General features: G+C 40.5%; 21 protein-coding genes and 1 pseudogene. 9 read left to right on the top strand and 13 right to left on the bottom strand.

Annotated features, from left to right (window positions below; genetic code table 11):
• Window positions 1-190 precede the first annotated feature (190 nt).
• From D2A30_03365 to D2A30_03350, 4 genes are read left to right on the top strand one after another with little or no spacing between them, the layout of a single operon-like run.
• On the top strand, window positions 191-952 hold the full coding sequence (locus D2A30_03365; protein ID ULL20701.1) for an amino acid ABC transporter ATP-binding protein: 762 nt from the start codon (window positions 191-193) through the stop codon (window positions 950-952).
• 9 nt (window positions 953-961) lie between these two features.
• The gene (locus D2A30_03360; protein ULL20700.1) at window positions 962-1,801 is read left to right on the top strand and encodes a glutamine ABC transporter substrate-binding protein; all 840 of its coding nucleotides are present in this window, start codon (window positions 962-964) and stop codon (window positions 1,799-1,801) included.
• A 14-nt stretch (window positions 1,802-1,815) separates the two neighbouring features.
• Window positions 1,816-2,514 (top strand): amino acid ABC transporter permease, encoded by a 699-nt coding sequence (locus tag D2A30_03355; GenBank protein ID ULL20699.1) that lies wholly within the window; start codon window positions 1,816-1,818, stop codon window positions 2,512-2,514.
• A 14-nt stretch (window positions 2,515-2,528) separates the two neighbouring features.
• On the top strand, window positions 2,529-3,188 hold the full coding sequence (locus D2A30_03350) for an amino acid ABC transporter permease (protein ULL20698.1): 660 nt from the start codon (window positions 2,529-2,531) through the stop codon (window positions 3,186-3,188).
• A 72-nt stretch (window positions 3,189-3,260) separates the two neighbouring features.
• Here the strand turns inward: D2A30_03350 and D2A30_03345 are convergent, their stop codons facing one another.
• The 6 genes from D2A30_03345 to ccpA all read right to left on the bottom strand — a co-directional run bounded on the left by D2A30_03345 (window position 3,261) and on the right by ccpA (window position 9,923).
• Entirely contained in the window at window positions 3,261-5,210 is a 1,950-nt protein-coding gene (locus tag D2A30_03345; protein ULL21980.1) for a threonine--tRNA ligase, read from the bottom strand.
• Between the two features lie 155 nt (window positions 5,211-5,365).
• Complete coding sequence (locus tag D2A30_03340) at window positions 5,366-5,551, bottom strand: MazG-like protein (protein ID ULL20697.1); 186 nt, start codon at window positions 5,549-5,551, stop codon at window positions 5,366-5,368.
• A gap of 450 nt (window positions 5,552-6,001) precedes the next feature.
• Window positions 6,002-6,376 (bottom strand): hypothetical protein, encoded by a 375-nt coding sequence (locus D2A30_03335; protein ULL20696.1) that lies wholly within the window; start codon window positions 6,374-6,376, stop codon window positions 6,002-6,004.
• A gap of 48 nt (window positions 6,377-6,424) precedes the next feature.
• Window positions 6,425-7,738: a glycosyltransferase family 4 protein gene (locus tag D2A30_03330; protein ID ULL20695.1), complete on the bottom strand. Its 1,314-nt coding sequence runs from the start codon at window positions 7,736-7,738 to the stop codon at window positions 6,425-6,427.
• 20 nt (window positions 7,739-7,758) lie between these two features.
• Window positions 7,759-8,802, bottom strand: coding sequence for a glycosyltransferase (locus tag D2A30_03325; GenBank protein ULL20694.1), 1,044 nt, complete (start codon window positions 8,800-8,802; stop codon window positions 7,759-7,761).
• A 116-nt stretch (window positions 8,803-8,918) separates the two neighbouring features.
• On the bottom strand, window positions 8,919-9,923 hold the full coding sequence (gene ccpA / locus D2A30_03320) for a catabolite control protein A (protein ULL20693.1): 1,005 nt from the start codon (window positions 9,921-9,923) through the stop codon (window positions 8,919-8,921).
• A gap of 202 nt (window positions 9,924-10,125) precedes the next feature.
• On the opposite strand from ccpA, the gene D2A30_03315 reads away from it, so the two are divergent.
• Entirely contained in the window at window positions 10,126-11,211 is a 1,086-nt protein-coding gene (locus D2A30_03315; protein ULL20692.1) for an aminopeptidase P family protein, read from the top strand.
• Between the two features lie 221 nt (window positions 11,212-11,432).
• On the opposite strand, the gene D2A30_03310 is transcribed toward D2A30_03315, so the two are convergent.
• Window positions 11,433-12,575, bottom strand: coding sequence for a tRNA guanosine(34) transglycosylase Tgt (locus D2A30_03310; GenBank protein ULL20691.1), 1,143 nt, complete (start codon window positions 12,573-12,575; stop codon window positions 11,433-11,435).
• Window positions 12,576-12,842: 267 nt separating this feature from the next.
• Between D2A30_03310 and D2A30_03305 the strand changes: the two genes are divergently transcribed.
• Window positions 12,843-13,700, top strand: a complete 858-nt coding sequence (locus D2A30_03305) for a DUF975 family protein (GenBank protein ULL20690.1) — start codon at window positions 12,843-12,845, stop codon at window positions 13,698-13,700.
• 154 nt (window positions 13,701-13,854) lie between these two features.
• A complete protein-coding gene (locus D2A30_03300; protein ID ULL20689.1) occupies window positions 13,855-13,953 on the top strand; it encodes a hypothetical protein in 99 nt (32 codons plus the stop codon).
• A 61-nt stretch (window positions 13,954-14,014) separates the two neighbouring features.
• Here D2A30_03300 and glf read toward each other — a convergent pair.
• Both glf and yaaA read right to left on the bottom strand, forming a co-directional pair.
• Window positions 14,015-15,124 (bottom strand): annotated as a pseudogene (glf, locus tag D2A30_03295) (UDP-galactopyranose mutase).
• 8 nt (window positions 15,125-15,132) lie between these two features.
• Window positions 15,133-15,861, bottom strand: a complete 729-nt coding sequence (gene yaaA, locus D2A30_03290; GenBank protein ID ULL20688.1) for a peroxide stress protein YaaA — start codon at window positions 15,859-15,861, stop codon at window positions 15,133-15,135.
• A 115-nt stretch (window positions 15,862-15,976) separates the two neighbouring features.
• Here yaaA and D2A30_03285 point away from each other — a divergent pair, with 115 nt between their 5' ends.
• Complete coding sequence (locus D2A30_03285) at window positions 15,977-17,239, top strand: PLP-dependent aminotransferase family protein (protein ULL20687.1); 1,263 nt, start codon at window positions 15,977-15,979, stop codon at window positions 17,237-17,239.
• A 242-nt stretch (window positions 17,240-17,481) separates the two neighbouring features.
• Here D2A30_03285 and D2A30_03280 read toward each other — a convergent pair whose 3' ends face one another.
• Window positions 17,482-18,342, bottom strand: coding sequence for a DegV domain-containing protein (locus D2A30_03280; protein ID ULL20686.1), 861 nt, complete (start codon window positions 18,340-18,342; stop codon window positions 17,482-17,484).
• Between the two features lie 127 nt (window positions 18,343-18,469).
• Here D2A30_03280 and D2A30_03275 point away from each other — a divergent pair, with 127 nt between their 5' ends.
• Window positions 18,470-18,874 (top strand): TetR/AcrR family transcriptional regulator, encoded by a 405-nt coding sequence (locus tag D2A30_03275; GenBank protein ID ULL20685.1) that lies wholly within the window; start codon window positions 18,470-18,472, stop codon window positions 18,872-18,874.
• A 26-nt stretch (window positions 18,875-18,900) separates the two neighbouring features.
• Here D2A30_03275 and proC read toward each other — a convergent pair whose 3' ends face one another.
• The 3 genes from proC to D2A30_03260 form a co-directional block, all read right to left on the bottom strand.
• The gene (gene proC, locus D2A30_03270) at window positions 18,901-19,686 is read right to left on the bottom strand and encodes a pyrroline-5-carboxylate reductase (GenBank protein ULL20684.1); all 786 of its coding nucleotides are present in this window, start codon (window positions 19,684-19,686) and stop codon (window positions 18,901-18,903) included.
• A gap of 9 nt (window positions 19,687-19,695) precedes the next feature.
• Window positions 19,696-20,934 (bottom strand): glutamate-5-semialdehyde dehydrogenase, encoded by a 1,239-nt coding sequence (locus D2A30_03265; GenBank protein ULL20683.1) that lies wholly within the window; start codon window positions 20,932-20,934, stop codon window positions 19,696-19,698.
• A 248-nt stretch (window positions 20,935-21,182) separates the two neighbouring features.
• Window positions 21,183-22,259, bottom strand: coding sequence for a glutamate 5-kinase (locus tag D2A30_03260; protein ID ULL20682.1), 1,077 nt, complete (start codon window positions 22,257-22,259; stop codon window positions 21,183-21,185).
• Window positions 22,260-22,492: the final 233 nt, after the last annotated feature.

Genomic DNA, 22,492 nt, shown 5'->3' with positions numbered 1-22,492 from the left:
TTTTTATTACCTTTATTATCTTTTATCTATTATATCAAACTTATTTAAAAATTTCATTTTACAAGATGTGTACATAATCTTATGTTGCATTTTATGATATGCTAATTATTAAATTGTCTGAATTTACTTGACATTTAATAATTGCAATGATATGATGCTAATACCCTATTTTTTCTTGAAGGAGACACTTATGGCATTAGTAGATTTTAAAAATGTAAATAAATACTACGGCGACTACCACGCCTTACGCAATATAAACTTGGAATTTGAACCTGGACAGGTTGTCGTATTGCTCGGACCATCTGGTTCAGGAAAATCGACACTCATCCGAACTATCATTGGTTTAGAAGCAATCGATGAAGGTCAATTGGTCGTCAATGGTCATGATATTTCTTCTACGTCCATCAAAGAATTAGTTGCCTTACGTAAAGAAGTTGGTATGGTCTTCCAGCATTTTAATCTCTATCCACACAAGACAGTTTTAGAAAATGTTACCCTAGCTCCGACAAAGGTCTTAGGTATTGATAAGGCAACTGCTGAAAAAACTGCTCAAAAATACCTCGAGTTTGTTAACCTTTGGGATAGAAAAGATTCCTATCCTGCTATGCTATCTGGCGGACAAAAACAACGTGTCGCAATTGCACGTGGATTGGCTATGCAACCTGAACTTTTGTTGTTTGATGAACCAACTTCTGCCCTCGATCCAGAAACCATCGGTGATGTTTTAGCGGTAATGCAAAAATTAGCGCGAGATGGGATGAACATGATTGTTGTAACGCATGAAATGAGCTTTGCACGTGAGGTTGCTGACCGTATTATCTTTATGGCTGAGGGAGAGGTTTTGGTAGACACGACCGATGTCAATGGATTCTTTGAAAACCCAACCGAACCAAGAGCTAAGCAATTCCTCAGTAAGATCATCAACCACGAATCTGATAACGTAAAGTTATAGGAGGTACCTATGAAAAAGAAGAATCGTACTCTCTTTCTGACATTTCCACTACTAGTCCTAGTAGCCATACTCCTATTCGTAGTTAAACAGCCCATTGCGCAAACAGATACCCCTACAGAATTATCGAACAGTGACCAAGTTCAGGCAATAATCGAGAGAGGTGTTCTCCGAGTTGGTGTCAAACAGGATGTTCCAAACTTTGGCTACAAGAACCCAGATTCTGGTGAATTTGAAGGATTGGAGATTGACATTGCTCGCAAAATCGCAGACGAATTAGGTGTAGATATTGAATTCACTCCGGTTACTGCCCAAACACGTGGACCACTTCTCGATAATGGTCAAGTAGATTTGGTCATCGCAACCTTCACCATCACAGAAGAACGCACGTTACTCTACAATTTCACAACTCCTTACTACACAGATGCCGTTGGCTTCTTGGTCAATAAGGATAGTGGAATTAAGACCTTTACCGACCTAAACGGAAAGACAATCGGAGTAGCTCAGGGTTCCATTACACGTACCCTCATCTCTGAATTGGCAGATAAGTATGGCATTGCAGTAAACTTTGCTGAACTCGGTTCCTATCCGGAACTCTCCGTATCCCTTAGAGCACATAGAACTGATGCCTTCTCTGTTGACCAATCCATTCTATCCGGTTACATTGGCTCAAAATCAGAACTAATGGACTTTAGCTTCTCAGCTTCTGATTATGGAATTGTTACTAAATTATCTAACAAAGACCTTAACAACTACTTAAACAGCCTTGTTGAAAAATGGACTTCCGATGGTAGTCTTCAGGCCATCTATGATGCCAATGGTCTAGAACCAGTGACAGAAACTGACGAATAGAAAGGTGAAACAATATGACAGTTTTAACAACTAGTCCTTACGCTTGGGAGAATTGGGTCAGTTATTTCAAGGATTTTCCAACTTTTTTCCAAGGATTTCTCTTTACCTTAGCCATTTCTGTCGGAGCCTTTATCATGGCCATGTTTTTAGGAATTGTCTTTGGTAGTCTCTCTTCAAGTAAAAATAAAGTTTTAAAAATCATCGCACGTGTCTATGTTGAATACTATCAGAATACGCCGCTTTTGGTTCAGTTCATGATTGTTTATTATGGACTTCCGCTGATTTCAAATTATGTTCTCATGCCGTCCATCTACTGGACAGCTGTTATCTGCGTGGGACTCTATCACGGTGCCTATATTGCAGAGGTCATTCGTGCAGGGATTGAAGCTGTGCCAACTGGTCAAACAGAAGCTGCACTTTCACAAGGATTTACTCAAGCTGAAACCATGTGGATTATCATTTTGCCACAGGCCGTTCCGACCATTCTGCCACCTTTGACCAACCAAGTCGTGAACTTGATTAAGAATACTGCCACTGTTGCCATCATCTCAGGAGCTGATATTATGTTTATGTCAAAATCTTGGTCTGCCATGAATGCTAACTACATCCCAGCATTTGCTGGTGCTGCTTTCCTTTACTTCATCATGTGCTTCCCTGTTGCAAGCTGGGGCCGACGCATTGAGGAAAGGAATAAGTCAGCCTTTTCACACTAAAAGGAGGTTGAACGATGAATTATGTTTTAGAATTACTCAAACCTTCAACCTTCCAACTCTTGTGGAGTGGTTTGAAGTTAACAGTCTATATTTCAAGTATTTCGGTAATCCTATCCATTCTTTTCGGAATGGTTTTAGCCATCATGCGTAATGGGAAAAATCCAATTTTCAAGTGGATTGCAACCATCTATATTGAATTTGTGCGTAATGTCCCAAACTTGCTGTGGATTTTCACAGTTTTCCTAGTCTTCCAAATGAAGTCAACGCCTGCTGGTATTACTTCTTTTACTATTTTTACCACGGCAGCCATGGCCGAGATTATCCGCGGTGGTCTAAACGCCATCGGACCGGGCCAGACCGAAGCTGGTTTGTCACAGGGTTTTACCCCTGTACAAATCATGGTCTATATCATTATGCCTCAGGCTATTCGCAAAATGCTGCCAGCCATCATCTCGCAGATTGTAACGGTCATCAAGGACACTAGTTTTCTCTATTCCGTTATCGCCCTGCAAGAACTCTTTGGTTCTAGTCAAATCCTCATGGGACGCTACTTTGAGGCAGAACAAGTTTTTGCCCTTTACCTCATGGTTGCTCTCATCTACTTTGTTATCAATTTTGCCATTTCAAGTCTGTCACGTTATGTGGCTAAGTCTTGGGCGAGCAGCATAGAGTAAGATTTCTCCCAGCCAGTTGGTTGGGATTTTTTTGCTGTCAAAAAAGAAGCCCATTCGGACTTCTTGCTTTATTTATTCTTCTTCAGCTGGTCTTGACTTACGAGCAATATCTGCTAGGATATGGTCCACAAATTCTGCAACAGACTGAGTTTGCGTTGCCTTACTTCCGTAGCGTCGAACGTTGACAGCATTATCTTCCATTTCCTTGTCACCAACGATGAGCTGGTATGGAATCTTGCTGGTCTGACTCTGACGAATCTTGTACTGCATCTTCTCGTTACGTTCATCTACGTGTACGCGAACACCACGGTCTTGCAATTCTTTTGCAACCTTCCAAGCGTAATCCAAGTGAGCCTCCACAGAGATTGGAATCATAGTCACTTGGGTTGGAGCTAACCAAGTTGGGAAGGCGCCCTTGTAGGTTTCAATCAAAATGGCTGTGAAGCGTTCCATAGTTGAGATAACACCACGGTGAATCATAACCGGGCGGTGTTCTTCACCATCAGCACCAATGTAGGTCAAAGCAAAACGTTCTGGCAAGAGGAAGTCCAACTGAATGGTTGACAGTGTCTCCTCATTACCTAAGGCAGTTCTCACCTGGATATCTAATTTTGGACCGTAAAAGGCTGCTTCCCCCTCTGCCTCGAAGTAGTCCACGCCCATTTCATCCATAGCATCTTTCAACATACGCTGGGCATTTTCCCACATCTCATCGTTGTCATAGTACTTCTCTTTGTCCTCTGGGTCACGATATGACAGACGGAAACGGTAGTCGTTTAAGTTGAAATCTGCGTACACTTCGATAATCAACTGAAGTGCTTTTTTGAACTCTTCTTGGATTTGCTCAGGTGTCACGAAAATATGACCGTCGTTAAGAGTCATCTCACGTACCCGTTGCAAACCTGTAAGAGCACCAGATTTCTCATAGCGGTGCATCATCCCAAGCTCAGCGATACGCACTGGCAATTCGCGGTAAGAACGCACATGATTTTTATAAACTTGAATGTGGTGCGGACAGTTCATCGGACGAAGCACAAACTCCTCACCGTCACCCATGTCCATAGTTGGAAACATGTCTTCTGAATAATGATCCCAGTGACCTGAGGTCTTGTAGAGTTCGACAGAAGCCAAAGGTGGCGTATAAACGTGCTGGTAACCTGAAGCTAATTCCTTGTCTGTGATGTAACGCTCCAAGGTACGACGGATGGTCGCTCCATTTGGCAACCAGAATGGCAAACCTTGACCAACTTCTTGGCTAATCATGAAAAGATCCAATTCCTTACCAAGTTTACGGTGGTCACGTTCTTTGGCCTCTTCACGCATTTGCAGGTATGCTTTGAGATCTTTTTTGTCAAACCAAGCTGTACCATACACACGTTGCATCATTGGATTTTCGCTCTTACCACGCCAGTATGCACCAGCTACGTTGAGCAATTCAAAAATCTGGATACGGCCTGTTGACGGAACGTGTGGGCCACGGCAGAGGTCAACGTATTCACCCTGGGTATAAATGGTCAAACCGCCCTCATCATCAGAATGTTCCTGAATCAATTCCAACTTGTATGGATCATTTTTGAAAATTTCAAGAGCTTCTTCCTTAGTCACCTCACGACGTTCTGAAGGGAAGTTTTCCTTGACAATCTTCATCATTTCTTCCTGAATGCGTGGCAGATCATCATTTGAAATCTGACCAGCCGCATTGTCCGTATCATAGTAGAAACCATCTTGAATAGCTGGACCAACCCCCAACTTGATTTCAGGGAAAAGACGCCGAGACGCCTGAGCAAACAAGTGGGCAGCTGAGTGACGCAAGATGTCCAAGGCATCCTCATGATCGGGCGTTACGATTTCAAGCGTACCTTCCTCTTCAATGGCACGAGTTGTGTCAATCAATTTACCATTAAACTTACCAGCAAGAGCCTTTTTCGCCAAAGACTTGCTGATGCTCTCCGCAATTTCAAAAGTAGTCACACCAGCTTGGTACTCACGAACAGCACCATCTGGGAAAGTAATGTTAATCATAATATAAGATATAAAGGGTGTTAAGCGGACACAGACAAAATAGGAAACAAAACGACGACGCAAGCGTCTAGTTCTCGTTTATCTTTTTGGCCCAGTCCGTAGCCCGTATTCAGTTCAACCAAATACGGAGGCCCTAGTCCTTTCTATTTTTTTATTTATTTTTTAATCCCCAATAACTCCTCTTTCTGAGTTAAAAAGGTTTCCATTTCTTTTTGAATATCAATATCCAGGCGGTCAGCCAGTTCAATCAACCACCAGATATTTTCAGCCATTTTATGCTCTAAGCTATAGGGTGTTTCATCATAGTAACGACCCTGCTTGGTCATAATCAGACGGTTCATGTTACCAATATCGTTGGTCAACAATTCTTTATTTTAAGTTGTTGAGCTGAAACAGTCTATCCCCAAACTGTTTCACTCCTCAATGGACCACTCTTTATCGTGGTACTTGACTTCCAATTCTCTGTAAGCCTTGCGAATGGCTAGGCAACGGTCAATCGTTTCTTGTGGAATGCTGATCAACTTCACCTCCTTGTTTTGTCAAAAAAGAAAATACGACGTCCTTGCAAAAAGGACGTCGTAACGTGGTTCCACCTTCATTTATCTACGACAAAAAAGTGTCATAGACCTCATGGTTGGCGATAAGGGAACCACCCTTTTATGTTTGCATAAAATCATACCGAGTAGTGTCAATTCTATCCTCTGTGCACTTTCACCAACCGCCCACTCTCTCAAAGATTTCCTAGAATTGATAAGTCTCTAACAGCTATTATAACAGGATTTCCTGATTTTTCAAGGATTTTTCTTCATTTTCTTCTTTTGTGTAAATAGCAGAGCTCCTATCCCATTTCCAATCAGAGCACATAAGGTGTAGACAATCTGATAGAGAATAATCCATTCCTTAAAGAAAAAGATGGTTACAGGATAAAGCAGTAAAACCAAGGCAAGAAGGCTAGGAGAGAAGCCGTTAAAAAATCCATAAAGAAGACCCGTTAGGAACAACACAATGGGAGTATAGAGCAATATATTACCGACCACCAGCTCCTTAGAAAGCATGGTGTCACTAATCAGATGAAAGGCAATCAGGTAAATACCTGCATACATGAATAGTATAATAAGGGCTACTACAGCCAGACTCTTCCAACTTTTCTTTTGTAAACTTTCCATTTGAACCCTCCAAATTAATCAAAGAAATTCCGAATTGAACCCTCCAAATTAATCAAAGAAATTCCGAATAGACTTCACCTGCTCAACAGATTTTTTTAGCATCCTTGCTGTAGTATCTGTTGATTTGACTACTGCTTTACGTGGTAAATAAATGGCTTCTTTTAACAATACTTCAGCCACACTATCTTGATTTGTATGATTTTTTCTGAAATCATATGAAATTTTCAAATCGAGATAGTATTCAAACACTCTGCGTCCGAAATTAGTCGCGGAAATTTCATATAATTTTTTTTCCAAAACATGAGGATTCATAGGAGGGGTCATGACAATCGCTTCAATGACCGCATCTGAAAGTTCCTCTTCATGTAAAAATAGCGTTCCAAACATCTTATCAGTGATAACATTAGACAAATAGGGATTTGAGTGAGCGATAATGGGGGTTCCCGTTGCCAAGCTCTCTAAGAAGGTCAACCCTTGGGTCTCACTCGTTGAAGCCGAAATAAAGAAATCGGCAGCTTTATAATACAGAGCTGTATCACTTGGTGCAACCATTCCCGTCATCTGAACAGAATCTGTCAGTCCCAATTCAACAATCATATCCTGCAAAGCTGTCTCATATGGCCCACCACCAACAATAACTAGTTTTACCTTTGGATTGTCCGCCAAAATGTTCGGCATTGCTTTAATAACAGCCTGAATATTCTTTTCATGTGAGATACGAGATAGGCTTAGTAACATGGTTTCATCTGGTCCAATGCCCAGTTGTTCCCTTAATTCCTCAATGTCCGAAGGACAGATTTCAGGGCGATCAAATTTTGCCAAGTCAATCCCTGTTGGTATGACCCTTTTTGAAACAGGAACATTGTATCGTACTAATAGTTCCTCAACAATTTCACTCGGACAAATCACACCGTCCAAATCATGCAGGAACGAGCGAGCAAAATATTTTATCATTCCAGGACGAATCAACCGTCCCTTAGCGATATAGTGTACATAATCCTCATATTGAGTATGATAGGTATGCACAACAGGAACTTGTAGTTCTTTTGCAACCATCTTACCTAGAATACCTAAGGTAAATTCTGTATGGGTGTGAACCAAGTCCAACCTATAGCGACTAGCTATCTTTAAGGCATCTTTAAAACCAGCATAGGCTACTCGCCGGTCTTTAAATGCGAAAAATGGAACACTTGGGATACGTATAATATCCCAATCCTCGTAGCGATTGACACCCTCATCTGTTGTGGTAAAAATAAATACTGTATGACCTAATTTTTCAAGCTCAGTTTTGAGAGTTCGAATCGAAGTTGCCACACCCGAAACTTGTGGAAAATAGGTGTCTGTAAATAATCCAATCCGCATGCTTTCTCCTATTTTATGTATTATGATTTAGCTAAATCAGCCTGCTCTTGGTAAAAGGCAAGCCACTTTTCAAGCAAGGATTCCGGAGAATAATAGTTAGAAATTTCTCTCGCTTTATTTGTCAATTCAATCAGCTGATTTGGTTGATTCTGCAATGTTTCTATAGCCGTTTTCATTTCATACATATTTTTTACTGGCAAATACATTCCCTCGAGAATAACCTTGTACAAATCAATGTCTCGCAACATGATGGCTGTACCACAACTGGCTGCTTCTAAAATCGTCATTGGGAACAATTCACTATAACTAGGTAAAAAGAAAACATCAGCCATGTTATACAATTTTAGCATTTCTTCTGCTTCAACAATCCCTGTGAAAACGAGATTTTTAGGAGGCTGCTCCATTAATTTTTTATATTCTGCATGTCCATTAGTCATATTACCAAATGAAAAACCACCTGCCCAAACAAAGGTCACATCTGGACATTCTCTTGCTAATTGTGCAAAGTCATCAATTCCTTTTCGTCTCTGCACTTGCCCTGCACCTAATACAACAAATTGATCTGGAGAAATTGCGTAGTGTTTTCGAACATCTTGCACTTCTTCTGTAGAAAGAGGATGCCACTGATCACGATTTACAAAGTTTGGTAAATAAGTGATTTTATCGCGTGAAATCCCATACTCCACTAAATCATCTATGAAACTCGGATTGACGACCACTAACTGGTCCATACGATTATAAAAGGTAATCACATACCAAGATACAAGAGGATCAAGAAAACGTGGAATTTGTAAGCTACCTTCAAGAGTATCAGGAAGAAAATGCACATAACCAACTCGTCGCCCTGTTCTTTTTTTGAAAAATGTCGTCAAAAAAAAGATGGGATCGATGGTATGGTAATGGGTTACATCCGCCTTAACAAATAGTTTTTCTTGAATGTCTAGCTTAGTTGTTCCACGTTCTCGCAATAAGTGCATCAGCTCTCTATAGGCCCCTGATACCCCTTGTCCCTTTACTTTTTCGCTAGAACTTAACATGTTTATGACTAATTTCTTTGTACTCATATATGTATTATACACTACTTTTTCAAATAGTGAAACCGTAAACAGATAGGGAAATCCCTTACCAATTTTCTGAAAAAGTAAAAAGAAGCCGACTGATTAGTTCGACTTCTGAATCCTTATTTTGTAGATTTACGTTCCTTGATACCATGATTCAAGATAACTTCGCGATTATCCAATTCTTCCTTGTGCATAATTTTTGTCAACATACGCATGGCAATTGCGCCGATATCGTAAATCGGTTGATTGATGGACGTCAGATTTGGACGAGTATATTTTGTTACCTGTGAATCATCACTTGTAATGATTTCAAATTCTTCAGGAACCTTTATACCACGATCACTGATACCATTTAACAAACCGGCAGCGATTTCATCTTCAGCAATATATGCTGCAGTTGCTCCCGCATTCAAGACACGTTCCGCCAAGACATAGCCTTCTTCATATTTGTATTTTGATTCAAAGACAAGACCTTCATTAAACTCTAAACCATTCGCTTGGAGTCCTTCTTTGTAACCAGAAAAACGAACTTTCCCGTTGATGTCATCAACCAATGGACCTGAAACAAAGGCGATTTTTTTGTTATTTTTAGCAAGCAATTTTACTGCATCACTACTTGCAGTTGCGTAGTCAATATTGACACTTGGCAATTGGTGTTCCAAATCGACAGTACCTGCTAATACAATCGGAGTGCGTGAACGTGAAAATTCTGCACGAATCTTATCTGTCAGATGATAGCCCATGAAGATAATACCATCGACTTGCTTAGAAAACAATGTATTAATAACATTAATTTCTTTCTCGTCATTTTCATCACTGTTTGCCAATACGATATTATACTTATACATATCAGCAATGTCATCAATCCCCTTAGCCAAGGTTGCAAAATAGGCATTGGCAATATTTGGAATCACAACCCCCACAGTTGTCGTTTTTTTACTTGCCAAACCACGCGCAACAGCATTTGGGCGATAATCTAATCGATCAATCACCTCTAACACTTTTTTACGAGTGTTTTCCTTGACATTTTTATTACCATTGACTACACGACTGACTGTAGCCATTGACACACCAGCTTCACGCGCAACGTCATAAATCGTCACGGTATCGTCTGTATTCATCATCTATTTACACTTCCTTTCTTAAATCAAATTTCTATGAAAATTACGCTTTCACTCAATCATAGTGTATCATTTTTTGTAACCACTTTCAAGAGAAAATCGTATTTTTTTCCTTTGTACTTGCAAATTTTTTGATTTTTTGAAACAATAGTCTATATAATAAAAGAAAATTTCAAAATGATTTCCAAATTTGAAAGGAAAAGCCATGTCAAAATTGCAACACGTCCAAAATTACCTCGATTCAAATAAATTAGATTTAGCAATCTTTTCAGATCCAATTAGTATTTATTATCTGACTGGTTACCTTAGTGATCCGCATGAGCGCCATATGTTGCTCTTTGTCATGCCTGATCACGAATCACTCCTTTTCCTTCCTGGCTTGGATGTGGAGCGTGCAGTTGCCACAGTTGATTTTCCAGTCGCTGGATATATGGATTCAGAAAATCCATGGCAAATCATCAAAAATAAACTTCCTCAAAAGCATTTCTCAGCGATTGGTGCTGAATTTGACAACCTAAACCTAACACGTTATCATGGTCTTCAATCCATCTTCAATCAACCATTCTCTGATATTACACCATTAATCAATACTATGAAATTGATCAAGTCGCGTGATGAAATAGAAAAAATGTTGGTTGCTGGTGAATTTGCAGATAAAGCAATGCAAGTTGGCTTTGATAATATCTCACTCAACGTAACAGAAACTGATATCATTGCTCAGATTGAATTTGAAATGAAAAAACAAGGCATTTCAAAAATGAGCTTTGATACCATGGTCTTAACAGGAGATAATGCCGCTAACCCACACGGAATTCCATCAACAAACAAAATCGAAAATGACGCTCTGCTATTGTTCGACCTAGGTGTAGAAACTTTGGGATATACTTCCGATATGACGCGCACAGTCGCTGTCGGTAAGCCAGACCAGTTTAAACAGGATATTTACAACTTAACTTTAGAGGCTCATATGACTGCAGTTAATATGATCAAGCCTGGTGTGACCGCTAGTGAAATTGACTATGCCGCACGATCAGTGATTGAAAAAGCTGGTTATGGTGAGTATTTCAACCATCGTCTTGGACATGGTTTGGGCATGAGTGTCCACGAATTTCCATCTATTATGGAAGGCAACGACCTGGTTATCAAAGAAGGCATGTGCTTCTCAGTTGAACCTGGTATTTATATTCCAGGAAAAGTTGGTGTCCGGATTGAAGACTGCGGTTATGTCACAGAAACTGGATTTGAACTCTTCACAAAAACACCAAAAGAACTCTTGTATTTTGAAGGTTAATGGGAACCAATCGTTTCTTCACTCCTCAAAGCTCGTTGGCAACAGTTCCTTTTGATGTTAAATAGAAGTGCTTTAAAGCCGATTATTAAAATAAAAGCATACGATTATGTTACCGAAGAGTTTCATAATCGTATGCTTTATTTATTTGTATGCGTGTCTAACAAAATTGTAAGAAAGTGTAACTATAAAATGTCTTAGTCCAATCAAGAAAGCTTTTTATCTTAAAAATTTCGTCCGTTTTTACCGTAACCATATTTTTCCATAAAGTCTTGACGGAATTCCAAAAGGTTGTCATCCATGATTGCTTGACGGACATTTTTCATTAGGTTAATCAAGAAAAATAGATTGTGATAACTGGTCAAACGAATACCAAATGTCTCGTCGGCCTTAAGTAAATGACGGAGATACGCACGTGTGTAGTTTTTACATGTGTAGCAATCGCACTCTGGATCTAATGGTGTAAAGTCCTCAGCGAACTGAGCGTTTTTAACCACAAGACGTCCTTGACTGGTCATGCAAGTTCCATTACGTGCAATGCGTGTTGGTAGTACACAGTCAAACATATCAACCCCACGAATCACACCATCAATCAAGCTATCTGGTGCTCCGACACCCATGAGGTAACGAGGCTTATTCTCTGGCAATAGTGGGGTGGTGAAATCCAGTACAGCATTCATTTCATCATGTGTCTCCCCAACAGCCAATCCCCCAATAGAGTATCCTGGAAAATCCATGCTAACCAAATCATGAGCTGATTGGCGACGAAGATCCTCAAAACCAGCACCCTGTACAATACCAAATAAGCCTTGGTCATGGGGACGAAGATGAGCCTTAAGACCACGTTCTGCCCAACGACTGGTTCTTTCAATCGATTTTTTTACATAGTCGTAAGGTTGATAGAACTGCGGACACTCGTCGAAACTCATCATAATATCCGAACCAAGATTGTTCTGAATTGAGATAGCTTTTTCAGGTGACAAGAACATTTTACTACCATTGAGATGGTTTTTAAATGTAACACCTTCTTCAGTAATATTTCGGCTATCTGCTAGAGAGTATACTTGGAAACCGCCTGAGTCAGTCAGAATTGGTTGATCCCAATTCATAAACTTGTGCAAACCACCTGCACGAGCCACTAAGTCATCACCTGGGCGGAGCCACAGATGATAGGTATTGGATAGGATAATCCCTGATCCCATCTCTTTCAATTCTTCAGGCGACATGGTCTTTACCGTTGCCTGAGTCCCAACTGGCATAAACATCGGGGTTGGAAAGGTCCCGTGTGGGGTAATAATTTCACCCAAACGAGCACCTGTATGCTTTTCTTTCTTAATCAAGCGATACTTGATTGGAACATCTGTCATCTTTTATTTACCTCCCGCTAGGAAAAACAGTCCTAGGAATTTAATCTTGCATGGTCTAATCGATTGGTCTGTCATATGAAAAATAAACAAGTATCATTTCCATGTGTATCCGACGAATCGTTTTGAAAGTTGAGAAGAACAAAACTTACTCTAACTATCTTGAAATAAGGAATCGATTAATTTCCACAGCACCTTCCAGTCTATCAAAAAAAATCTAGCTTGTCATCTAGAATTATGTTACAATGTCTATCAAAGGAGACCCTATCTATGTTGACTATTGCTACAATCACTGACAAGGCTAGAAAAACATTACAAGATACTCCCAACATCTTTCAAATTGCACTTATTCCAGTGCTCATATCCGTCAGTGTCCAACTTTTCTCATCCACTCGTCAATCTATTCTTGAGGTATACTTGTCACAAGATGGATCCAATCTACATTTCAGTTACCTACTGTCTAGCATACTATTTCCTATCTTTTATGGACTCTTAATGAGCCTTTTATATCTATCTATAACGTGGGCTCTTTTCAAAGGCATTAAACAGGGAGCGAATGAGTACAGAGTGAGCAGTTCATTGGCTATTTTTCAACATGAACATTTTAAAAAGATTTTCTTTACTTTCATCTTAAAGCGCATTTTGTTATTTCTTTGGGGCCTTATTTTCTACATCGGTCTAGTATGTTTTTTAGGCTCAATTATCTATTTATCGAGTTTTCTCCTTTCACAAGGGAGCGTTACAGAGGTTCAAATTCCCTATGACATTCTCAGTGTGACAGGCATGCTGTTTTTCATCGGATTTTTGCTGATGATCATTGGATTGATTATTTATCTACCTCAAATCTACGCCTATTCGCAAGTTGAGACAGTTTTATTTGATCAATTAACCACGAATGACTACCGCAATCCTCTTTCTACCGTTAAATACAGTCGGAACCTAATGAAAGGATACAAAAGGAAACGCTTTCTGTTGGACCTGCATTTCATCGGATGGTTCCTACTTTCTACTATCACCTTCGGTATAGTTGGCATTTATGTGTTGCCTTATTATCATGCTGCGCAAATCCACTTTTACATTGCACTATTAGAAGATCAGCATTATTCATTTTCAACGAAACAAATATAGATTGGGTTCATTCCTATTTTCTACAAAAGATAATCGGATTTAAAAACCATTCTATTTCTTGAAGCCAGACGCATAAGACATTACTTTCTTATTTTCTGGTTGTTGACTCAAATCAATCCCCTATGGTGATTTCTAAAATGACATTTAATACTCAATGAAAGTCAAAATCAGTCTAGATGACGCAGACGCAGATAGAACTGAAGTTCATCAAATCAAGTCAACTCCGTCTACTTTTGATTTTCGAAGAGTATAAAAGTACCCTTTTCGTGTTTCCAACGGTAATCGCGAACTGGGTACTTTTTTATTTGTCAAATTTACTCAACTTCACTTCTCACACACTGCAAGGCAGCTCCGATGACTTGATGCATATCATAGTACCGATAATGACCAAGACGTCCACCAAATATAAGATTCTCTTGTTGTTCTGCGAGGCGTTTATAAGCAGTATAGAGTTTGTTGTTACAATCATTGTTCACTGGATAATACGGCTCATCGCCTCGTTTCCAGGTCTTCGAATACTCACGTGTAATAATGGTTTTCGGTTGTGTACCAAATTCAAAATGTTTGTGTTCGATGATTCGAGTAAATGGTGTTTCACTATCTGTGTAGTTCACAACTGCATTCCCTTGATAGTTTTCCATATCCAATACTTCTGTCTCAAATCGAAGGCTACGATATTCCAATTCACCAAGTTGGTAATCAAAAAACTCGTCAATCATTCCTGTAAAGACAATCTTCGGATAGGTCGCTAAATAGTCTTCTTTATTGGCAAAGAAATCAACATTTGTCTCCACATCAATATTGTCATGGTCCAACATTTTTTCAACAATCTGCGTGTAACCACCAATGGGAATACCTTGAAATGTATCATTAAAATAGTTATTGTCGTAAGTCAAACGCACGGGCAAACGACGAATGATAAAGGCTGGCAACTCCGTACATGGTTTTTCCCATTGTTTCTCGGTGTATGGCTTGATCAATTTTTCATAGATGTCTGTACCAACTAGTGAGATGGCTTGTTTTTCCAAGTTCTCAGGTGTTTTTCCTCCCAAAACAGCACGTTGCTCAGCAATCTTTGCCTCTGCCTCCGCTGGAGTAACCACACCCCACAGTTTATTGAAGGTATTCATGTTGAATGGAAGGTTGTAGATTTCACCCTTGTAGTTGGCGACCGGTGTGTTTGTATAGCGGTTGAACTCAGCAAACTGATTCACATAGTCCCAAATTTCCTTCTCAGAAGTGTGGAAAATATGAGCTCCATATTCATGGACCTGAATTCCTTCTACTTCTTTTGTATAGATGTTACCTGCAATGTGGTCTCGTTTTTCGATAACCTTGATTTTTTTACCCTATTTAGCTGCCTCATGAGCAAAGACTGCACCGAACAGACCAGCACCTACAACTAGATAATCGTAATTGTTCATTTATTTGATCAAACCTTTCTTACAAAACAAAGTTGTCTATCAGTGGAAGCCATAGCATCAAACTGAAAACCGTCGACCCTTGCTTCCTTTAATTGTTCCAAGGTCACACAATTTGTCTCTGCCATCCATGACAAAAATCTGCCTCTCCCTTTTTTGGATATTGTGGAATGTATTTTCCTCTTGCCATTCTTTTCTTCCACAAACAGCACCCTTACCATTCTCTTTTGAATTTCAGGAGAAAAAACTTGTTCAAATTCCGAAGATGCCAAAGAAATAATGACATCTTCGTTTTGCAGACAAGCATCATAATAAGGACGCCAAAATTGCTTCAATGATTTTCCCATCACTTTTAAACTCCCTTGAAAATCCAAACGATGAGGTGCAATGAGGGAGAAAGGAGATATCAATCCATAAAAACCAGTTGCAATATAAACATGATTTTTCATGTAAGACAGTTCCTGGTCAGAAAGGTCAGTTCGATGCATATAACGATACATCAATCCATCATACAAGAGCCAAGCAGGATATGTTTTTGCTTGACCATGCACTATCCTTGTCCAACGATCTTTCTCCAGCTCCGCTCTTTCCAGTGGCAATTTATAAAAATCTGCTAACTGCTGAGAATCTTTACTTCCAAGCTCAGATAAAACTTGCAAACTTTCTGGAGATAAATCCTGAAAAGCTTGTGGGTCCATATTTGTATTTAATTCTTTAGCATTTGGTAAAATAATCTTCATGCCTTTCATTATAACACAGGCCTCGCTTCTCTGCCTACTCTGCACACTTTGTTCTTGTCTTACTTGAAACAATGCTATATACTAATAGTAAATCATCTGTAAGGGGACAGTTGACATGACAAAATACCAGCAAATTATCTCAGACATTAACCAAGCTATTGAAAACCATACTTATAAACGTGGGCAAAAACTCCCATCAGTACGGCAACTTAGTCAAGCTTATCAGTGCAGCAAAGACACTGTACAAAAGGCCTTGGTCGAACTTAAATACCAAAAGAAAATCTATTCTGTCAAAAAAAGTGGATACTATATCCTGGAAGACCAACATTTCAAGGAAGATATGGTCGATTTAAATCCAGCCGATTTTCAGGAATTACCATACGAAGATTTCCGCATTTGTCTTCATGAAAGCCTCATTGGAAGAGAAAACTATCTCTTTAACTACTACCACCAACAAGAAGGACTGGCAGAATTGATTTCATCTGTCCAGAGCCTTCTAATGGATTACCATGTCTATACAAAAAAAGACCAGTTGGTGATTACCGCTGGTAGCCAACAGGCTTTGTATATTCTAACGCAAATGACATTTACCAATGACAAATCTGATATATTAATTGAAAAGCCTACCTATTCACGGATGGTCGAACTCGTTCAACACCAAGGGATTCCTTATCAAACCATTGAACGCAACCTTGATGGCATTGACCTTAAAGAATTAGAATCCATTTTCAAAAAAGGAAAAATCAAATTTTTCTATACTATTCCTCGCTTGCATAACCCTCTCGGTTCAACTTATGACCTGGCCACTAAAACAGCCATTGTAAAACTTGCTCACCAATACAACGTCTACATCATTGAAGATGATTATTTAGCAGATTTTGACTCCAGCCACAGTCTTCCATTGCATTACCTTGATACAGATAATCGTGTCATCTATATCAAATCCTTCACCCCTACACTCTTTCCTGCACTACGAATTGGTGCAATTAGCCTTCCCAGCCAATTACGCGATGCTTTTATACAACACAAAAGCTTGATTGACTACGATACCAACCTCATCATGCAAAAGGCACTTTCACTGTATATTGATAATGGTATGTTTTCACGAAATACACAGCACCTTCATCAAATACATCACGTACAGTGGAATAAAACGAAAGAATACCTCAATCAACATTCTCTATCCGTTCCATATCGTATTTCAAAAGGAAGTGTAACCTTTCAACTTGAAAAAGGAACCGTGACGCCTGCCATTCAACAGCACATCAGAATGAGTCATTTTTTTGAAGGCGAAAAGCATGATTTCCTCCAATTGCACTATGGGGAGGATCTCCCAGAGAGGTTGGACATGCTTCAGCAACGATTGCAATCCAAATAAATCGAATAAACAAATCCCCTTCAGCTTTTGTGCCGAAGGGGAATTTGGTTACATCATATTATAGTCGAATGAACGAGTTGTCAGACAAGGAACTGAGGTGCAGGTAGCTAGAACAGCCTAAAGGTTGTTCTAGCTTGGAAATAAGACAAGCGAAACAAGTCACTTTCGTAGAGTAGGGCAAACCGAAAGTGACGATGTATCAAAGCTACAAATTCAAATGACTATAAATATTTGATTGAAAACTATTGGACGGAGGCCTCAATTTCATAGCCCATCAGTAATCCTCCGTCTTCTGCATAAAAACTGCACAATCCAGACGTTGCAACCTCATCAATGATGGCGGCAGGAAAACTATGTCGGACCAACTCTGCAAATTCTTGGAAAAACTTCACATTGTTACGGTGTGCCATCACAATGCGCCCTCCTTGATACCCTGCTTTCTTCATTTCTTCGAAAGCCGCTTTGACAGATTTTTTATGACCTCGCGCTTTTTGAAGCAACTCAAGTTTGCCCTCAGCACTTGCTTCACCAACCATTCGAATATTTAGCAGTCCAACAACTGTCCCAACCAGTTTGCTCAGACGACCATTCTTAACAAGGTTATCCACCTTAGCCAATACGAAGAGAAGCTTACTATGGTTTTGGTAATGGGTGATGGCCTCTACTACTTGTGGGAAATCCAAACCTGTTCCAATCAACCGGTTGATTTCATCCACCAAAAGGTCCATTTCTCCACCGGCTGACAAGCTATCAATCAGGTGAATTTGAACTTGTGGATGCTCCTCCAAATACATATCTCTTGCTATCCGAGCTGCATTAAAGCTTCCTGACAAGCCACCAGTAATTGTCAAGACAATAATATGATCAGCTCCTTCAAAAGCGGACTGATATGCCTGAGGACTCGGACATGCTGAACCTGCTGCAACCTTAGAAGTTTCCATCACATGCATCATATGGTCAATATCCAAGCCTGCATCGTCAACGAATGCTTCATCTCCCACCTGAATTGTAAGTGGCACGCTAATAAATTCAGTATTTGGCGCCAGATTCGCTAATTGACGGTAATCACAGCCTGAATCTGCGACAATTTTCCATTTTGACATAGGATTCTCATTTCTAGTTTTACTTTTTTATTTGACAATAAATCTCTATTTACTTACAATTATATCATTAAACAATCCCAGCTGAAAGCATTTACTTTCAGACGTCACACAAGTGGAAAGGATGAATATGACCGAGCGTAAGATTTCACCCAAATCATTAAAAAATCTCTATCAATCTAATAAAGAAGCCAATCAGCTAACCAAGGAATCTATCGAAACTGCTCTGCTATTTCTCCTAGAGAAAAAAGAACTCAAGCAAATTTCGGTTTCCGAGTTAGTACGAAAAGCAGGGGTTTCTCGAAATGCATTCTATCGGAACTACAAATCAAAAGAAGAGATTCTAGAAGCCTATTACGAGCGAACTTCCATCAACCTTAAAAAGAAATGGCATGATTTGCAGGACAAGGTTCAAAAAGACGGCGTCAAGCAAAGTTTTGCGGATTTTGTACAAGATCAAAAACGTAAAGCGGAGCAAAGCAAAACTATATCCAATGTCAGCCAATGGATCAAAGAAAAAACAAAGCGGGATTAAAAGTCCCGTTTTTTGTTGTTTTCTCTCTATTTTTTGCCTAATTTTCTAGTCTTTTTGAGGGCGGCGGCGACTGCCTTGATAACGGCGTAACGGAAGCCTTCTTTTTCAAGAGCCACCACGCCTGCAATAGTCGATCCACCCGGAGAGGTCACTTCTTGCCTCAACTGGGCTGGATGCTTGTCGCTGTATAATACCATTTGAGCAGTTCCAGCCAAGGTTTGTGCAGACAAAATTTTCGCATCCTCCGCTGTAAGACCATTCTGCACACCCGCATCTGTCAGGGCCTCAATCATCTGATAGACGAAGGCAGGTCCACAGCCCGCGATAGCCGTCGCAGCATCTATCAACTTCTCTGGCACTTGCTGTACCTTGCCAGATTTTTCTAAAATTTGTTCCAATAGCGGAGCGAGTTCTTGATTGACCACGCTATAGGTTGTCATGCCTTGGCCGATAGCGACAGGTGTATTGGGCATGATACGAATGAGTTTATCTGCAGACACAAATTCTTCCAGGCTGTTAAGGGTCACTCCTGCTGCCATGGAAATCCAGATAGCTGATGGATTCTGGCTAATCTGGTCCTGTAAGCCTGATAAGACTGACTGAATCAGGTGAGGCTTGACCCCAAGGAAAATGACCTCAGCCTGCTCTGCTATTTCCCCATTAGAAAAAAGTTGACCGCCCACCTTCTCTTGAAGAGCATGGGCTTTTACTGGGTTGTGGTTGCTGAGGAGGAGCTGAGTGTCTGCCTGCTGGCTGACCGCTTGAGCTAGAGCCGCTCCCATATTGCCCAGTCCAATAAATCCAATCTTCATCTTGTCCTCCTAACGAATATGGCCGTCGCCTGTGATGATGTACTTGTAAGTTGTCATTTCACGCAGTCCCATTGGACCACGAGCATGCATCTTCTGGGTAGAAATGCCCAGCTCGCAGCCCAGACCAAACTCGCCACCGTCAGTAAAACGGGTCGAGGCATTGACATAAACAGCCGCCGAATCCACATAGAGTGTGAAATGCTCTGCCATCTGGCTATTTTCCGTCACAATGGCCTCGCTATGTCCAGTCGAATGTTGGCCAATGTGTCTGATGGCTTCTTCTACACTTGAAACGACTTTGACTGCCAAGACATAATCCAGAAACTCGGTATCAAAATCTCGATCGCCTGCTGGTCTGGCTTGCTTGAGAAGAGCCTGGGCCTGACTGTCGGCACGTAATTCCACCTGACCAGCCAGAGCTTCTTCCAAGCGAGGTAGGAATTGGCTGGCAATTTCTTCATGGACCAACAAGACTTCCGCCGCATTGCAGACTGAGGGACGACTGGTTTTAGCGTTGACTACAATCTGAAGAGCCTTATCCAAATCCGCATCCTTATCTACATAGACATGGCAGATACCAGTGCCTGTTTCGATAACAGGAACTGTTGCATTTTCAACAACAGCTTGAATCAAACCTGCGCCACCACGAGGCACCAATAGGTCAATCTTACCTTTGGCAGTCATCAATTCCGTCGCAGAGGCACGGCTGGTATCTTGGACTAACTCGATGACCTTTGACGAAAGACCGACTTGCTCCAAACCTGCCTTGAGGGCTATGACAATGGCCTGGGCCGAATGAAAAGCTTCCTTGCCACCACGCAAGATGACTGCATTTCCGCTCTTGATTGCCAAGGCTGCGGCGTCTGATGTCACATTTGGACGGCTTTCGTAAATCATCCCTACCAAGCCAAAGGGAATAGACTTCTTGCTAATCTTCAACCCATCTGCCCGAGTGAATTCTTCCAAGGTCAAGCCAACTGGATCTGGCAAACCTATCAAGGCACGAATACCGTTCGCCATCGCTTCAATCCGTTCAGCAGTCAAGAGCAATCTATCTTGCATCACTTGGCTAATCTTGCCTTTGGCATTTTCCATATCGATGGCATTGCCGGCTAAAATTGCCTCAGTCTGAGCAACCAACTGGTCTGCCATTGCTGATAGGGCCTGATTTTTTTGTTCTGTTGTCGCTAGGTTAATAGAGGCTTTGTGAGCCAATAAACTGTCTAATAAAGCTTGTGTTGTTGCCATTTTATTCTCCTTGTAAGTCTTTCAGTTTGATTTTTGAGTAGCCCCGACTATACGAAAGATAGTTGGAAACTGGAGATAGAACGAATGTGGTTTATATCAGATAGAAAGTGGGACTGGTTGATGAAGGTAGTTTAACCAGTCGAGTCCATTCACCCACGTAATTACAAGTCTTTTATTGTAAAAAGTGGGGCTGAAAACCTCGCCTGAAACTTTTCACTCGACGAAGCAATAAAAGATAAATTATTTGACTATAAACTAACCCAATCGTTTCGGTGAATCAACACACCTTCTGCTCTGCCATTTTTCAACTTGTTCTTCAAGTCTTCGGACGATAGTTTGACCCGACCTTTGCCAATCAAGCGATGTTCACTTTGGCTATATACTTCGACAACCTGCCCTACACCAAAATCACCTTCGATAGCTTTGACACCAGCTACTAACAAACTTCGACCTTGATGCAACATAGCTTCAACAGCCCCTGCATCCACTTCAACAGTCGCATCAGTCCGAGCATAGAAAGCCATCCACTGTTTTCGTTGATTCATGGCATGTTCATCTGCTAAGAACAAGGTCCCTCTATTAGCCTGACTAACAGCCTGAAGCAAAGCGGTATCTTCTTTGGAAGAACAAATAAATACAGGCACACCTGACTTGGTTGCAATCTGAGCTGCTTGTAGTTTAGTAGTCATGCCTCCTGTCCCATTAGACGAACCAGCCCCTGCAGCCATGGCAAATAGGTCTTCCGTGATTTCTTTAATTTCAGGTAAATGCTCTGCTGTGGGATCACTATTGGGGTTTGCAGTATATAGCCCGTCCACATCTGTCAACAAGACCAGAAGATCTGCCTTTAAGAGAGAGGCAACTTGAGCAGACAAAGTATCATTATCCCCCACCTTAATCTCCTCAATAGCAATGGTGTCATTTTCATTAATAATGGGAATCGCACGTTGTTTAAGTAAGACTTGCAAGGCCTGAGAAGCATTCCGATATCGTCGTGCGTCAGCAAAATCATCTTGCGTTAATAGAATTTGCGCTGATACAATGCCATCTTTCATCAAATTTTGCGTATATTCCTCAATCAAAAGCCCTTGTCCCACTGCCGCAGAAGCCTGTTTTTCTGCAATTTTCGTCGGTCGCTTATCAAACCCCAATCTTCTAAATCCTGCAGCAATAGAACCTGAGGTTACCAATACGATTTGATAGCCCTTTTGATGGAGTTGAGCCAATTGATTGGTAATGCGAGCTATTTTAATTCGATCCAGACTTCCATTGTCTTGTGTCAGGGAACTAGTTCCCACCTTAAATACTATTGTTTTTTCAGTCATCGTAGCTTCTCTCACAAAGTAATATTTGAAAAATTATACCATAGAATCAAATATTTTTCTATATTAACGGAAAAAAGAGCACGCCATACGTATGAAGAAAATGCATGTAACTGTTTTCTAGCTACAAGCATTTTTCAAAATATTTTCACATAATATACATACTTGCATTGGTATATCCTCATTTCACCTACTTTATTACAAAATTTCATGATAAAATATAACTTTGCATGAAA

This window comes from Streptococcus suis, from assembly GCA_022354845.1.
Taxonomy (GTDB): domain Bacteria; phylum Bacillota; class Bacilli; order Lactobacillales; family Streptococcaceae; genus Streptococcus; species Streptococcus suis_AA.
Note: the sequence above shows the minus strand (reverse complement) of the source record. Positions and strands in the feature narration are given on the sequence as shown.

Coding starts and splice junctions, on each gene's coding strand:
- D2A30_03365 (ULL20701.1), top strand. CDS start 191: ATGGCATTAGTAGATTTTAAAAATGTAAATAAATACTACGGCGACTAC.
- D2A30_03360 (ULL20700.1), top strand. CDS start 962: ATGAAAAAGAAGAATCGTACTCTCTTTCTGACATTTCCACTACTAGTC.
- D2A30_03355 (ULL20699.1), top strand. CDS start 1,816: ATGACAGTTTTAACAACTAGTCCTTACGCTTGGGAGAATTGGGTCAGT.
- D2A30_03350 (ULL20698.1), top strand. CDS start 2,529: ATGAATTATGTTTTAGAATTACTCAAACCTTCAACCTTCCAACTCTTG.
- D2A30_03345 (ULL21980.1), bottom strand. CDS start 5,210: ATGATTAACATTACTTTCCCAGATGGTGCTGTTCGTGAGTACCAAGCT.
- D2A30_03340 (ULL20697.1), bottom strand. CDS start 5,551: ATGAACCGTCTGATTATGACCAAGCAGGGTCGTTACTATGATGAAACA.
- D2A30_03335 (ULL20696.1), bottom strand. CDS start 6,376: ATGGAAAGTTTACAAAAGAAAAGTTGGAAGAGTCTGGCTGTAGTAGCC.
- D2A30_03330 (ULL20695.1), bottom strand. CDS start 7,738: ATGCGGATTGGATTATTTACAGACACCTATTTTCCACAAGTTTCGGGT.
- D2A30_03325 (ULL20694.1), bottom strand. CDS start 8,802: ATGAGTACAAAGAAATTAGTCATAAACATGTTAAGTTCTAGCGAAAAA.
- ccpA (ULL20693.1), bottom strand. CDS start 9,923: ATGATGAATACAGACGATACCGTGACGATTTATGACGTTGCGCGTGAA.
- D2A30_03315 (ULL20692.1), top strand. CDS start 10,126: ATGTCAAAATTGCAACACGTCCAAAATTACCTCGATTCAAATAAATTA.
- D2A30_03310 (ULL20691.1), bottom strand. CDS start 12,575: ATGACAGATGTTCCAATCAAGTATCGCTTGATTAAGAAAGAAAAGCAT.
- D2A30_03305 (ULL20690.1), top strand. CDS start 12,843: ATGTTGACTATTGCTACAATCACTGACAAGGCTAGAAAAACATTACAA.
- D2A30_03300 (ULL20689.1), top strand. CDS start 13,855: ATGAAAGTCAAAATCAGTCTAGATGACGCAGACGCAGATAGAACTGAA.
- yaaA (ULL20688.1), bottom strand. CDS start 15,861: ATGAAGATTATTTTACCAAATGCTAAAGAATTAAATACAAATATGGAC.
- D2A30_03285 (ULL20687.1), top strand. CDS start 15,977: ATGACAAAATACCAGCAAATTATCTCAGACATTAACCAAGCTATTGAA.
- D2A30_03280 (ULL20686.1), bottom strand. CDS start 18,342: ATGTCAAAATGGAAAATTGTCGCAGATTCAGGCTGTGATTACCGTCAA.
- D2A30_03275 (ULL20685.1), top strand. CDS start 18,470: ATGACCGAGCGTAAGATTTCACCCAAATCATTAAAAAATCTCTATCAA.
- proC (ULL20684.1), bottom strand. CDS start 19,686: ATGAAGATTGGATTTATTGGACTGGGCAATATGGGAGCGGCTCTAGCT.
- D2A30_03265 (ULL20683.1), bottom strand. CDS start 20,934: ATGGCAACAACACAAGCTTTATTAGACAGTTTATTGGCTCACAAAGCC.
- D2A30_03260 (ULL20682.1), bottom strand. CDS start 22,259: ATGACTGAAAAAACAATAGTATTTAAGGTGGGAACTAGTTCCCTGACA.